This is a genomic window from Streptomyces sp. NPDC097619, assembly GCF_040302735.1.
GTDB lineage: Bacteria > Actinomycetota > Actinomycetes > Streptomycetales > Streptomycetaceae > Streptomyces.
Genome location: NZ_JBEOSD010000060.1, coordinates 1 through 13,134 on the forward strand (window position 1 = coordinate 1; position 13,134 = coordinate 13,134).

Sequence of the window (13,134 nt, forward strand, 5' to 3'; positions counted from 1 at the left end):
GGGCAGCTCGTCGCTGCCGTCGGCGACCTCCACGCGCAGCCAGCCGGGACCGGGGCGGCACCACGGCCAGTCCGGCCCGCAGCGCCCGGTCAGGCCGGAGGTGCGGTCCCGTCCGCCGTGGTGACGACGGGGAGGCGGAGTTCGAAGACGGTGCCGGGGGGCGGGTCGGCGGGGCGGGCGGTCAGGGTGCCGCGGTGGCGGTGGGCGAGGCTGCGGGCGATGGCCAGACCGAGACCGCTGCCGCCCGCGTCGCGGCCGCGGGCCTCGTCGAGGCGGGTGAAGCGGGCGAAGACCGTCTCGCACTCCTCTGGGGTGAGCGTGGTGCCGTCGTTGTGGACGGTCACGGCGGCGGTCGGTCCGGCTCCGGAGCCCGACCCGGTGACGGGCACCGTGACCGTGACGGTGACGGTGACGGCGGTGCGCGCGTGGCGTACGGCGTTGTCGAGGAGGTTCCGCAGCAGCCGGTGGAGTTCGGGGCCGTCGCCGCGGACGGCGGCCTGCGCCGGGGCGTCCGCCAGGGTGACCTGCCGGCCCAGGTGCGCGTATTCGAGGACGAGTTCGGCGGCGAGACCGGTGAGGTCCACCAGGGAGCGGGGGGCGGGTGGTTCGGGGCGGGCCAGGAGCAGCAGGTCGTCGCTGAGGGCGTGCAGGCGGCGGGTGGCGGTGAGGGCTTCCGCGAGGGTGTCGGTGGGGTCCGCGGCACCGGGGTGGTCGAGGGCCGTCTCCAGGTGGTAGCGCAGGGCGGCGAGCGGGGAGCGGAGCTCGTGGGCGGCGTCGGCGGTGAATCGGGCCTGGCGTTCGACGGCGTCCTCCAGCCGGTCGAGGGTGGCGTTGGTGGTGCGGGCGAGGGCGCGGATGGCGTCGCGGCCCTCGGGGACCGGCACCCGGCGGTCGAGGCTGCCGGCGGTGATGACGGCGACCTCCCGTCGGATCGCCTCGACGGGGCGCAGGGTGCGCCGGGCGGCCGCCCAGGCCGTGGCGGCGACGAGCAGGGCGGCGACCGGCACGCCGACGGCGAGGGGAACGGTGAGGGTGTCGGCCACGTAGGCGGCGACGTAGGGGGGCACGAGCACGTAGAGGGTGGACCGGCAGGTGCCGTCGGGTTCGGTGACGACGGCGGCGGCGAAGCCGGTGCAGTGACCGGCCGGGGCGCGGACGGGCGTGGCGACGACCGTGAGGGTGCGGTGGGCGAGGTAGTGGGCCTCGGTGTGCGCGATGTGGTCGGCGGCGTCCGGGTAGCCGCCGGTGACGGGGCGGAGGGTGCCGTCGGGCAGGTGGAAGGGGGCGCCGGAGCGTTCGTCGGTGCCGCCGATCCGGACGGTGTCGTCGAGGGGTTGTCCCACGGTCCGGCCGGGGGGCGGTCCGGGCGGTGGCGGGGGCAGCAGGGCCGGCAGGTCCGCGAGGTCGAGGGCGCCGCCCGCGCCGGTGAGGATCCGGCCGGTGGGGTCGACCTGGACGAAGGGGCCGTCGGAGGGGCCGGGCGGGTCGTCCTTCCAGCCGGTGGCGGCGCGGTCGGCGAGGCGGAGGGAGAGCTCGGTCGCCCGTTGGACGGACTCGCGGTACACGGCGTCGTACGCGTACCGCTGGAACCACCAGGCGGCGGCCCCGGCCAGGAGCAGGGCGACGAGTCCGGCGACGAGCGCGGTCCGCAGGGGGGCGGGCAGTCGGCGCGCGACCGGCGGGAGTCGGCGCCACGAGGAGCGGGGGCGAGGGCGGGGCCCGCCGTGCGCCGGGTCAGCCATCGTGGGGCCCGCGGCGGGTGCCGAGGCGGTAGCCGTGGCCGCGGACCGTCTCGATGCTGTGGGTGCCGAAGGGGGCGTCGGCCTTCTTGCGGAGGGTGGAGACGAACACCTCCACGATGGCGGTGCCGCCGGTGTAGGAGGGGTCCCAGACCTCGTCGAGGATGGTCTCCTTGGAGACCGGCTGGTCGGGGGTGTGCATCAGGCAGGCCAGGATCGCGAACTCCTTCGGGGTGAGGGCGAGTTCGGTGCCGGCACGGCCCGCCCGCCGGCTGACGGGGTCGAGCCACAGGTCCCCGGCGCGCAGGACGGGGCTTCCGTCGGGCCCGGCGCCGGAGCGGCCGCGCCGCAGCAGGGCGCGGAGCCGGGCCAGGAGGACCAGCGAGGAGAAGGGTTTGACCAGGTAGTCGTCGGCTCCGGTGTCGAGCCCTTCGGCCTCGTCGTGTTCGCCGTCCTTCGCGGTGAGCATCAGGACGGGGGTGTCCAGGCCGGCGGCTCGCAGGGCGGCGCAGATCCGGTAGCCGTTGATCCCGGGGAGCATCACGTCGAGCAGGATCACGGCGTGGTCGCCGGCGAGGGCGCGCTCCAGTCCCCGGCGACCGTCGGCGGCGAGCTCCACCCGATAGCCCTCGGCGGTGAGCCCGCGGACCAGGGCGGGGCCGAGCTGGGGGTCGTCCTCGACGACCAGGATGCCGTTCACGGGTCCAAGCCTCGCATGCGGTTTGTCCCGATTCCTTAAGGCGATCTTCAGGATCTTGAGCTGTTCTTCGGGTTCCCTCCCGCACGCTGCCGATCGGCCGCGCCGCGCCTCGCCCGGTGCCACCCGGAGGCGCTCCCCGCCGCCCGGGTGCGCCGGGCGGCGCCCGGCGGCCCGCCGCCCGCCCGCCCCTCGATCCCGTCGATCCCGTCAGCAGCCCGGAGGTCCCTCCCGTGTTTCCCCCGCTTCCCCCGGTCCGCCCGGCCCGCGCCACGGACCCGGCGGCGCACCCCGCCGGCCCCTCGTCCGCGGCTCCGTGCGCCGCCGGCCCGTCGTCCCCCGCTTCCCCGTCCTCCGCGTCCCCGCCCCCCGGGTCTCCGTCCTCCGGGTCCCGGACGCCCGCCGCCCGCCCGGCCCGTCGGGGCCCTGGAGGTCGTGCGGGTCGTGCGGGTCGTGGGGGCCGCCGGCTGCGGGGCGCGCTCGCCGTGCTGCTCGGCCTGACGGCGGCCGGTGGCCTGCTGACCGGCTGCGGCCAGGACCGCACCACCCCGGCGGAGGCGCGCGCGGCGGCCCGGGCGGAGGCCGGGAGCGGTTCCGGTACGAGCACCGGGAAGGGCGACGGGACCCACGGCAAGGGGACGGGCGGGGACGCGGCGGTGGACTGCGCGAAGGCCAAGTGCATCGCCCTGACCTTCGACGCGGGCCCGGGCCCGCACACCGCCCGGCTGCTGGACATCCTGAAGGAGAAGAAGGTGCACGCGACCTTCTTCCTGCTGGGCGAGAACCACGTGCTGAAGCATCCGGAGCTGGTGCGGCGGGAGGCGGCCGAGGGCCACGAGATCGGCAACCACACCTGGACCCACGAGCGCCTGGACCAGCTGCCCGCCGACCGGGTGCGCGAGGAACTGGGCCGCACCCAGGACGCGATCCGGCAGATCACGGGCAAGGCCCCCGTGCTGATGCGTCCCCCGCAGGGGCGCACGAACGACACCGTGCACGAGGTGACCCGCCTGCTCGGCCTGTCCGAGGTGCTGTGGAGCGCCACCGCGAGCGACTACGCCACCACCGACACCCGGCTGATCGGGGACCGGATACTCGACCAGGCCGGCCGCGACGGCATCATCCTGCTCCACGACATCTACGACGGGACCGTTCCGGCGGTGCCGAGGATCATCGACGAACTCCGGGCCCGCGGCTACACCTTCGTCACCGTCTCCCAGCTCCTCGCCCCCGCCGCACCCCGCCCCGGCACGGTGTACCACCCCTGAGCGGACGGTCCTCCCCCGTCGGGCCCGACGGGTCCGGCCGGTCGGTCAGCGCACGGAGTCCGGGGCGGGGCGACGAGGGCCGGGGCGAGTTCCGTACCGGTCCGGCAGCCAGGCCGGTTGTCCGTGGGTCCGGGCCGTGCCTTGCCGTGCCGAGGGCGAGTACCGCCAGGGCCTCGCGGAGGTGCTCCAGCCGCGCCATGACGGCCGACCCTCCTGCCTGCCGGCCGGGCCGACGGCGGCCGCGAGCCCTTCGCCACCCGGCGGGCGAGCTCCGCGTCCTCGGGTCCCGGACCCCATGTCCCGTCCCTCAGTTGCTCCTCGGCCTCGACGGCGAGGGCTTCGACGCGGGCGGCCATGACCGCGTCGGCGGCGGCCGGGTCCGGCTGAGGTGCACGAGGTGTGCCGGGAAGATCCATACGGGGGACGGTGCCGCCGCGCACCCGACCCCCGCAGCACGCCGAACGAAGCCCGCCCCGCCCCGAACGTCCGGAGAACGAGACCGGGGCGGGGCGGGCGTGCCCCGTGCGCCCGGGGCCGGGACGGAGTCGGCCCCCGGGCGCGGCGGAGCGGACTCAGGCGAGGGCGAGGCTGATCTGATCGTTGAAGACGGCCCAGTTCTGCCCTCGGTCGGCGTTGTCACAGGGCTTGGTCGCGATGTCGGGGGTGCCCCACGCGTTGGCGAGGCAGTAGGCCGGTGCGAACGCGAGGGAGAGCCGCTGCCCGGAGAGGTTCCAGTACTGCCCCTGGTCGTTGGGGTCGCAGGGCTTGGTGGAGATCTTGGGGGTGTTCCAGGTGTTCGCCAGGCAGTACGCGGGCGCATGGGCGAGGGCGATCTGCTGGCCACGGACGATCCAGTGCTGGCCGCGGTCGGCCGTGTCGCACGGCCTGCTCGCCACGTCGGGGGTGTTCCAGGCGTTGGCCAGGCAGTACCGGCCGGGCACCCGCACCGTCTGCTCGGCGGCACCCGCCGCACCCGCTCCGACGACGGGCAGCAGGGAGGCGGTCACGGTCAGAGCGGCCAGGGCGAGGGTCTTGCGGAGGGCCATTCCCATGGTGCGGATTCCATTCTCGGCGCGGGTCGACGCACGGGGGCGCACGACCGGGAGGAAAGAACTGAGGGGGATGAATTCGGCTCTGAACCGAGCCGCAGGGAATTGATATCAGCGATCCGCAGAACCCTGGAAAGCGGGCTTGATTCTTCACCCGAAACAGGCAGTACCCGGATCATCCGATGATCCGCACCACTCCTCCGGAGAATTGTTTCCGCAGGTCCAAGCGGCTTCACCCGGCCACCCTCCGAGCCGGGGGCCGATATTCGGCCGAAAACTACCCCCAGGTCGGGCAGGGTTTCCCACACCGCTCTGCGCCCCCGCAGCGGAGTCGCCGGAAAAACGTTCCGGAACGCAGAAAAACGAATGTACCAGTCTCGACGAGGCTCATATCGAGCCGAAATCCGGCAGCTCGATCGCGACGCCGAAACGGTTTATCTCCACTCCCGGGAACGCGGAAATCGCAGAATCCACTGACACCCGGCGCCCACCCCGGCGGCGCAACCATCCGGGCTCGGCGCCGCCCGCCCCCACCACCCGATCCGCCTCGCCCCCGCCTCCCGCCTCCCGGTCACCGGATGACAACGTTTTCCTTGATGCGCCGTCAATCTGGCCGGAACCCTTCCCTCGGACTGCGCCATGTGAAATTTTACATGTCACATGACAGCCGCTTGGTTCCTGTGCGGCGCCTCAACTGCCCTGGAGAACACCGCAGATGCACCCGACTCCACCGTTCCGGATAGCCAAGGCCGCAGCCGGCAAACTGCCCGCACTCGGCATCGCCTCCGTCCTCGCCCTCGGCCTGTTCTCACCCCTCGCGCAGGCCGCGCCCACCCCTCCGCAAGCCCCGACCACGGGGGGCCCGACACCCGCGGCACGCGGCGGCCAGACGCCGGCGGCTCCCGCCCCCCGCGCCATCCCGGTCCCCGTCTCCCCCGACGCGCTCAAGACCACCTCCCGCTTCCGGATCTCCGCGCAGGACGGCACCGAGGAAAGCGGACCCGCCCCCGCCCCGACCGCCGAACGCCTCACGGACCCGAAGACCGGCAAGTCCGGCAAGGACGCCCGGCTTTCGGCGGCGGCCGCCGCCGACGCCTGCGCCGACCTCTCCGGCGTCATGAACTCCACCGGGGCCGCCCTCGTCCGGCAGCTCAAAGCGCTCCCCTGGATCTCCTGTACGTACCCGCTCTTCGGCCTCACCGGTGAGAACGCCCGGAAGGCCTTCCGCGAAGAGCAGATGGTGACGGTGGCCGACGCGCTCCGCGAGTCCGCCGCCGGCTACACCGGGGACAACCGTGCCGCCACCGGCCAGTTGGTGCTGTTCCTGCGCGCCGGATACTACGTCCAGGACAACAACGCCGCCGCCGTGGGCGCGTACGGCCCCGCCCTGGACACCGCCGCCCGCGGCGCACTCGACGCCTTCTTCGCCTCCCCCCGCAGCAAGGACGTCACCGGCGCCAACGGCGAGATCCTCAACGAGGTCGTCACCCTCATCGACAGCACGCAGACGGCGGGCCGGTACGCCGGAGTCGTCAAGTGGCTCCTCGGCTCCTACGACGGCGCCACGTGGCCCGGCCAGATGAACCTGGCCGTGGAGCACGTCGAATGGGTCGTCGACAACGGTTTCAAGGCGAAGGACGACGGCCGGGGCTGGCGCGCCGCCCTCAAGGCCGATCCGACGATCCTCGACACCTGGGCCGGGTTCGTCATCCGCAACGGCGCGCAGCTCAATCGCCTCGACGTGGTCAGCAACGTCGGCCGCCACCTCGGCCACGCCCTGGACGTCCCCGAGCTGAAGCCGCGACTCCGACCGCTGCTCAAGGACCTCATCAACCGCTACCCCCACACCGGCCCCACCGCCCCGCTGACGATGAACCTGGGCTGGGCCACCCGCCAGTACGACCGGGGCAACTGCGCCGCGTACGGCATCTGCGACCTGGGTGCGCGGGTCCTCCCCGCGATCCTGCCGACGCAGCACACCTGCAACCCGGCCCTGAAGATCCGCGCCCAGGACATGTCCCCCGGTCAACTGGCGAGCACCTGCACCAGCCTGGTGAACCAGGACGCCTACTTCCACCGGATCATGGGCGCCGAAGGCCCCGTGCCCGGTGACGTCAACACCGACCTGGAAGTCGTCGTGTTCGACGACTACACCCACTACTCCCTGTACGCGTGGGCCATCTACGACATCGACGTGGACAACGGAGGCATGTACGAGGAGGGCAACCCCTCCGCGGCCGGCAACCAGGCCCGCTTCATCGCCCACGAGGCCCACTGGCTGCGCCCCCGGTTCGAGATCTGGAACCTCAACCACGAGTACGCCCACTACCTCGACGGCCGCTACACGATGCACGGCGACTTCGAGGCGGGCATGACCACCCCGACGATCTGGTGGGTGGAGGGCATCGCGGAGAACATCTCCTTCGGCTACCGCGACCTGCGCAACGCCGACGCGATCGCCGAGGCGGGGAAGCAGACCTACCGGCTGAGCGAGCTCTTCGACACCGTCTACGACCAGAGCGGGGACCCGGAGGTCAACTCGAACCGGGTCTACCGGTGGGGCTGGCTCGCGGTCCGCTACATGCTCCAGCAGCACCCCGCCGACATGCGGATCGTGCTCGGCGCGTACCGCGCGGGTGACTGGGCCGGGGCGCGCACCTTCCTGAAGCAGACCATCGGGACCCGCTACGACGCGGACTTCACCCGCTGGCTCACCACCACCTGCGCCACCGCCGACTGCGGCCCGCTTCCGGACGCCCCCACCCTCCCCGCCACCGCGGTGTGCACCCTCCCGGATCCGCGTCAGTTCGACGGGAACTGCCGCCGGGACGGGCTCGCCGCCACCGCCGGGAACCTCAGCTACCACTTCGTGTACCTGCCGGCGGGTGTCAAGCAGCTCACCGTCACCAGTGGCGGCGGCACCGGAAACGCCGATCTGTACTACGGCGGCGGCAGTTGGGCCTCCCCCGGCAGCCACCTGGCGAAGTCGGCGGGCCCCGGCAACGGGGAATCCCTGACGATCACCGACCCGCCCGCGGGCTGGGTGTACTTCAGCCTGGCCGCCGCGCAGGACTTCAGCGGCGTGACCCTCACGGCGCGGGCCACGTAGCGCTCGCGGCCGACCCGCGCGGCCGGGGGCGGCGAGTCCGCCCCCGGCCCCGGCCCCGCCGCGTAACCCCCGGCCGTCCGCCGCGTTGCTGTGACGTGACTCTGGACGACCTGCACAACGACATGCTCGCCGACGACATGGCCGACGACACCGCCCCCTGGCTGCCCCTCCTCACGCACACCGAGGCCCTGGTGACCCTCGCCGTGCTCGACGCCGTGGCCGAGCACGGGGACGACGAGGGCCTGCGCTGCGCGGCCCGTTCCCTCCAGTCCCGCCTCGGCCAACGGCTCCCCGGGAGCTGAGCCACGCCTCCCGGGAGAGAGCCCGAGCGTGACGGCTCCGGTGACCAACTGCCGTCGGGCGGTGGCGGAGTCCGGCCAAGGGGCGAGGGGCACGGGGTAGGCCTTCCGTTCTGATGATCCGTTCGCCAGGTGATCATCAGATGGGACCGGGGCGGCGGCGCACGGCACGCGCACCGTACCGCCGGTCAGCCCAGCGGTACGCACCGGGTAGCCCCGCACGATCGCCGACGGGACTGGCTCCGCTCCCCTTTCACAAGCCCTCTGAGCTGGGCCTTCCAGCTCGCGGATCCGGTCAGCCGGGCCGGGGGCTGCTCACGCGCCGGACCCGGCCCGCAGGAGGGCCCGGTGGGTGGGCGAGCCCTCGGGTGCGGTGAGGACGACGAGTTCGAGGGCGGGGGTGCCGGGCACCACGTACGCGGTGTAGTCGAGGTCGAGCCGCCCCGCCTCGGCGTGCAGGAACGCGTGGTGGCCCTCGGCGGGTCCGCGCACGTCGTGTTCCTCCCAGATCTCGGCGAACCGGCGGCTGCGGGAGATGAGTTCGGCGACCAGCCGGTTGCCCCGGGGATTGCGCGGATCGGCCGCGAGGGCGTGCCTCAGGCGGTGCACGTTGCCCCGGGCCACCTGCTCCCAGTCGGGGAGGAGGGCGTGGGCCCGGGGATCGCAGAAGACGAACCAGGCGTGGTTGCGGTGGGCGGCCGGCAGCTCCAGGAGGGCGGGGAGCAGCCAGGCTTCGGCCCGGTTCCAGGCGATGACGTCGCGCATCGGGGTGACCACGTGCGCGGGCCAGGGCGTCAGCGAGGCGAGGAGCCTGCGCGTCCCCTCGGGGAGCTCGGGCAGGCCGGGGCCGCCGTCGGGGCCGGAGCGCGGTCCCGGGGCCGCGGTGGCGAGCCGGTGCAAGTGGCGGCGGGCGTCCTCGTCGAGGCGGAGCGCACCCGCGAGGGCGTCCAGCACGGCCGGGGAGGGCCGGCACTGCCGACCCTGTTCGAGGCGGGTGTAGTACTCGGGGCTGATGCCCGCGAGGGTGGCCACCTCGGCCCGGCGGAGACCGTTCAGCCTGCGGGTGGACGTGCGGGGCAGCCCGGCCGCCTCCGGGGTGAGGCGGGCCCGACGGGACCTCAGGAAGTGCGCGAGCTCGCAGATTTCGCCCGACCCGGTCCACGTACCGGTGCCGCTGCCTCTTCCCGTACTCGTCGCGGTGCCGGCGCCGGTCCAGGTATCGGATTCCGACGCGGACACGGGCCCCGTGGTTCCGGATTCACGTCCGGCCGCGGCGGCGGCGGGGGGACCGGCCTCCGGTCCGGCGGGACGGGGCCGGCCGATCGGCGCGGTGGAACCGGCGGTCCGGGAGGGCGAGACGGGGCCGAGGGCGGCGGCGGGAGGAACGGGCGGGGCCATGGAGGGAGTATCGGCGGTCCCGCGGAACGGAGGGTAGCCCTGCCGGGGCCACCCCCGACGGTCCGTGCCCGCGGCGGTGACTCGTGGCCGCGAGGAAGGCGAACGAGACTGGCGGAACGCGGCCGGGATTCGGCCCGGCGTCACGGCGTCACGGCGTCACGGCGTCACGGCGTCAGCAGGCCGCTTCTCCCGACCCTCCCTCCTCGAACCCCGTCCCCCTGGAGTCCGTTGTCATGCCCCCTCGCTTCCGTGACCGGCCGTCGCCATCCCCCTCTCCCCGTGGGGCCGGTCCCGGTGCTCCGCCCTCGTCAGGGGCCGGGGGGCCGGGCCGGATCCCGTCCCGGGCGCCCCTCGTCGTGCTCAGCGCCGCCGCCGGGCTGGACGCGGGCGGGGTCGCGGTGCTGAACAGCGCCCTGCCCTCGTTGGGCGCCGAGTTCGGCGCCTCGGCACGGGACCTGTCCTGGGCGGTGGGCGGGTACGCCCTCGCGTTCGCCGGGCTGCTGCTGTGCGGCGGGGCGATGGCGGACCGGCTGCGGCGCCGCCGCGTGCTGGTCGCGGGGCTGCTGGCGGTGGCGGCGGGCAGCGTGCTCGCCGGTCTCGCGCCCGCGTTCGGGGCGGTGGTGGCGGGCCGGGTCCTCCAGGGTGCGGGGGCGGCCGTCACGATGCCCGCCGCCACGGCCCTGCTGACCTCCGTGTATCCGGAGGGCCGGGGGCGCGCCCGGGCCCTCGGGGTCTTCGCCTCGGCACAGGCAGGGTGTTACGGGGCGGGGCTGGTGCTCGGCGGGGCCGTGACGGGCGCCCTGGGCTGGCGCTGGGTGTTCGCCGTACTGGCCCTCGCGGCCGTGGGCACCGCCGCGGCGGCCGTGCGCAGCCTGCCGGTCGGGGACACCGCGGGTTCGGGCCGGGGTCCGGAGCCGGTGGGTGCGGTGGCCCTGGTCGGGGCGCTCGTCCTGGCCGTCCTGGCCGCGGACCTGGCCACCCGCCCCGGAGGGCTGCCGACCGCTCTGGCGGTCATGGCCGCGGCGGCGGCCTGCGGGCGCCTCTGGTGGCTCCGCGGCCGGTCCCCCGCGACGGCCGACGCCGCTCCGGAAAGCACCGCCCCGGCGCCCACCGCCTCCCCCGTGCGCGGCGGTGGGCACCGGGCCCCGCTGCTGGATCCCGGTCTGTTGCGGCTGCCCGGCGTGCGGATCGCGGCCGTCGTGGCGGTGGCCTTCTACTTCTGCGTCACCGGGACCCTGTTCCTGCTGCCGCTCCGACTCCAGGAGGTACGCGGCCTGTCGGCGGGCGCCTCGGGGTGGGCGGTACTGCCGGTGAGCCTGGCGGTGTCCGCGGCCGCCCTCGTCTCGGGGCGGCTGCTGCGCCGGTACGGGGCCCGGATCCTGCTCTCCGTCGGGCTGCTGCTCACCGCCGGCGGGGTGCTGGTGTGGTGCCTGCCCGGAGATCGGGGAGTGTCGTGGCCGGCGGTCCTGACGGGGCTGGTGGTGAGCGGGTGCGGGCAGGGCGTGGCCTTCCCCGCCCTGGTGGCCACCGGGTTGGACGGGGTGGCGCCCGGGGACCACGGGACGGCCTCGGCGGTGACCGTCACGGCCCTGCAACTCGGCAGCGCGACGGGACCGGCCGTCCTGGCCGCGATCGGCCAGGCCGTCTCCGGACCGGGCCCGGGTGCCGCACTCGGTGCAGGCTCCGGTCCGGGTTCCGCGGCTGCCCTGTCGGTCGAGGGCTACCGGCTCGCGTACGCGGCCGCCGCCGGCGTCCTGCTCGTGGTCGGACTCCCGGCGGTCGCCCGCCTCGGCCGGCACCCCGGCGCGAGGGGAACGCGGGGAAAGGAGCGGGGCGCGGGCACGGGTGCGGCTGCGGGGACGGGCGCGAGCCCGGCCTGAGTGCACCGTCCGGGTGTCGCTCAGGCGCGGTTCGCGCGCCGCTCGGTGGCCCGCTCAGGCGTCGTCGAAGCGGTCGCGGGCCGATTCGATCTCGCCTAGGTAGCGCTGGGTCCAGGCGCACATGGCGTCGACGGTGGCCCGCAGGGCGTGGCCGGGCTCGGTGAGGGTGTACTCGACGCGCGGGGGCACGGTCGGGTGCACGGTCCGGACGAGCAGTCCGTTGCGCTCCAGCAGGCGCAGGTTCTGGGTGAGCATCTTGTGGCTGATGCCCTCGACCTCGGCGCGGAGCTCGGTGAACCGGAGGGTGCCCCCGCCGAGCGCCTCGATGATGAGCAGCGCCCACTTGTTGGCGATGTCGGAGAAGATCTCGCGCGCGAGGGAGTCCGCCCGCGTCACCGCTGCCGCGTCCGGCGCGCTCCCTTCAGGTCCTGCGGACCCTGCGGCCCCCGTGAGCTGCTTGGTCACCATGAGGTTCCCCTGTCACCGAAAAGTGCGTTCTTCCAGGTCGCCGCTCACTCTCCTACGGTTTCCGAGTCACCACAAGAGAGCACGTGAATCGCGTGCGGAGGAAGGAACGACCATGCCCGTTTCCCTGTCGGACCCCGCCGGACTGCCCGTCGTCGACGCCTACCGTCAGATCGCCGTCGCGTCCGGCTCCCGCCTGGTCTTCACCGCCGGTCAGGTGGCCTGGGACGCCGAGGGCACCACCGTCGGCCCCGGCGACCTGGCCGCGCAGGTCGAGCAGTGCTACCTGAACGTCGCCACCGCGCTGGCCGGCGCCGGGGCCTCCTTCGCCGACGTGGTGAAGCTGACCGTGTACGCCGTCGACTGGGCCCCCGAGAAGATGCCCCTCCTCATGGACGGGATCGGCCGGGCGGCGGCGCGGCTGGGCACCGTCCCCGTACCACCCGCCACGCTCATCGGAGTGGCGGCGCTGGACGTGCCCGAGCACCTGGTCGAGGTGGAGGCCACGGCGGTCCTGGACTGACCCGCCGGGGACGGACCGGCCGGGGCGGGGGACCCCGCCGGGGACCGGGGACGGAGAGGGAAACAGGGACGGGCCGGGGGACGACCTCGGCGACTCGCACGCGGACGCCCGCGCGGTACAACCATCTCCGCCTCCGGCACGTCTTGTAGATCATGATGGATTTCGCCGACCCCGAAGACCTCCCCGACGCCGACGACGAGGGCGAGCTGCGTCCCGGACCCCTGTGGCGGCACGCGGCCTGGGTCCTGGGCGTCACCGCGGCCGCCCTGCTCGTCGGCTGGTTCCTGTCGGAGTTCCGGCTCGGCGCACCGGACTTCGGCATCCCGGCCGCCGCTCCCGGCTCTCCGTGGCCGCTGCTCGCCGTGGGCGGAGTGACCGGTCTGGCGGCACTCGGGCTGCTCCGGGCCACCGCGGCCCGGGTCCTCGTGTACGGTCCCGGCCGCGTCGGGTTCGTCCTGCTGGTCATCGGCATCCGCCTGGCCCTCGCCTACCGGCCCGGGGCACCGATCCTCGCCGCCGGGGCGGCCGCCGTCGTCCTGTGCGCGGCGGCCTGGGCGGGACAGGCCGTCTGGCAGGAACGCCGGCACCCCGCCCCCGCCCAGGCGACCCCGACGCGTTCGCGGAACGGGGCCGGCCGCGGAAGGTAGTCCGATACGGGTGCCGGTCTCCGGAGCGGCACCCATATCGCGGCACCCGGACCCGGCGGG

General features: G+C 74.6%; 11 protein-coding genes. 6 read left to right on the forward strand and 5 right to left on the reverse strand.

Annotated features, from left to right (window positions below; translation table 11 throughout):
* Nucleotides 1–89: 89 nt before the first annotated feature.
* Nucleotides 90–1,742: a sensor histidine kinase gene (locus tag ABTZ17_RS18185; RefSeq protein WP_352196648.1), complete on the reverse strand. Its 1,653-nt coding sequence runs from the start codon at nucleotides 1,740–1,742 to the stop codon at nucleotides 90–92.
* On the reverse strand, nucleotides 1,735–2,439 hold the full coding sequence (locus tag ABTZ17_RS18190; RefSeq protein ID WP_352196649.1) for a response regulator transcription factor: 705 nt from the start codon (nucleotides 2,437–2,439) through the stop codon (nucleotides 1,735–1,737). The genes ABTZ17_RS18185 and ABTZ17_RS18190 overlap by 8 nt, the downstream gene beginning before the upstream one ends.
* A gap of 482 nt (nucleotides 2,440–2,921) precedes the next feature.
* On the opposite strand from ABTZ17_RS18190, the gene ABTZ17_RS18195 reads away from it, so the two are divergent.
* Nucleotides 2,922–3,704 (forward strand): polysaccharide deacetylase family protein, encoded by a 783-nt coding sequence (locus ABTZ17_RS18195; RefSeq protein ID WP_352196650.1) that lies wholly within the window; start codon nucleotides 2,922–2,924, stop codon nucleotides 3,702–3,704.
* A 572-nt stretch (nucleotides 3,705–4,276) separates the two neighbouring features.
* Here the strand turns inward: ABTZ17_RS18195 and ABTZ17_RS18200 are convergent.
* Nucleotides 4,277–4,756, reverse strand: coding sequence for a ricin-type beta-trefoil lectin domain protein (locus tag ABTZ17_RS18200; RefSeq protein ID WP_352196651.1), 480 nt, complete (start codon nucleotides 4,754–4,756; stop codon nucleotides 4,277–4,279).
* Nucleotides 4,757–5,468: 712 nt separating this feature from the next.
* Here ABTZ17_RS18200 and ABTZ17_RS18205 point away from each other — a divergent pair.
* A complete protein-coding gene (locus ABTZ17_RS18205) occupies nucleotides 5,469–7,862 on the forward strand; it encodes a M9 family metallopeptidase (protein ID WP_352196652.1) in 2,394 nt (797 codons plus the stop codon).
* A gap of 95 nt (nucleotides 7,863–7,957) precedes the next feature.
* A complete protein-coding gene (locus ABTZ17_RS18210; RefSeq protein WP_352196653.1) occupies nucleotides 7,958–8,164 on the forward strand; it encodes a hypothetical protein in 207 nt (68 codons plus the stop codon).
* 312 nt (nucleotides 8,165–8,476) lie between these two features.
* Here the strand turns inward: ABTZ17_RS18210 and ABTZ17_RS18215 are convergent, their stop codons facing one another.
* Entirely contained in the window at nucleotides 8,477–9,400 is a 924-nt protein-coding gene (locus tag ABTZ17_RS18215) for a helix-turn-helix transcriptional regulator (protein ID WP_352196654.1), read from the reverse strand.
* A gap of 515 nt (nucleotides 9,401–9,915) precedes the next feature.
* Here ABTZ17_RS18215 and ABTZ17_RS18220 point away from each other — a divergent pair.
* Nucleotides 9,916–11,439 carry an MFS transporter gene (locus tag ABTZ17_RS18220; RefSeq protein ID WP_352196655.1) on the forward strand — a complete coding sequence of 508 codons (1,524 nt, stop codon included), beginning with the start codon at nucleotides 9,916–9,918 and terminating at the stop codon, nucleotides 11,437–11,439.
* Nucleotides 11,440–11,493: 54 nt separating this feature from the next.
* Here ABTZ17_RS18220 and ABTZ17_RS18225 read toward each other — a convergent pair whose 3' ends face one another.
* Nucleotides 11,494–11,907: a winged helix-turn-helix transcriptional regulator gene (locus ABTZ17_RS18225; protein ID WP_352196656.1), complete on the reverse strand. Its 414-nt coding sequence runs from the start codon at nucleotides 11,905–11,907 to the stop codon at nucleotides 11,494–11,496.
* A gap of 112 nt (nucleotides 11,908–12,019) precedes the next feature.
* Between ABTZ17_RS18225 and ABTZ17_RS18230 the strand changes: the two genes are divergently transcribed.
* Both ABTZ17_RS18230 and ABTZ17_RS18235 read left to right on the forward strand, forming a co-directional pair.
* Nucleotides 12,020–12,427 (forward strand): RidA family protein, encoded by a 408-nt coding sequence (locus ABTZ17_RS18230; RefSeq protein WP_352196657.1) that lies wholly within the window; start codon nucleotides 12,020–12,022, stop codon nucleotides 12,425–12,427.
* A 152-nt stretch (nucleotides 12,428–12,579) separates the two neighbouring features.
* Nucleotides 12,580–13,074 carry a hypothetical protein gene (locus tag ABTZ17_RS18235; protein WP_352196658.1) on the forward strand — a complete coding sequence of 165 codons (495 nt, stop codon included), beginning with the start codon at nucleotides 12,580–12,582 and terminating at the stop codon, nucleotides 13,072–13,074.
* Nucleotides 13,075–13,134 lie beyond the last annotated feature (60 nt).

Excerpts from the sequence above, each read along its gene's own strand:
- ABTZ17_RS18185 (WP_352196648.1), bottom strand. The coding sequence starts at position 1,742 with ATGGCTGACCCGGCGCACGGCGGGCCCCGCCCTCGCCCCCGCTCCTCG.
- ABTZ17_RS18200 (WP_352196651.1), bottom strand. The coding sequence starts at position 4,756 with ATGGGAATGGCCCTCCGCAAGACCCTCGCCCTGGCCGCTCTGACCGTG.
- ABTZ17_RS18205 (WP_352196652.1), top strand. The coding sequence starts at position 5,469 with ATGCACCCGACTCCACCGTTCCGGATAGCCAAGGCCGCAGCCGGCAAA.
- ABTZ17_RS18225 (WP_352196656.1), bottom strand. The coding sequence starts at position 11,907 with ATGGTGACCAAGCAGCTCACGGGGGCCGCAGGGTCCGCAGGACCTGAA.
- ABTZ17_RS18230 (WP_352196657.1), top strand. The coding sequence starts at position 12,020 with ATGCCCGTTTCCCTGTCGGACCCCGCCGGACTGCCCGTCGTCGACGCC.
- ABTZ17_RS18235 (WP_352196658.1), top strand. The coding sequence starts at position 12,580 with ATGATGGATTTCGCCGACCCCGAAGACCTCCCCGACGCCGACGACGAG.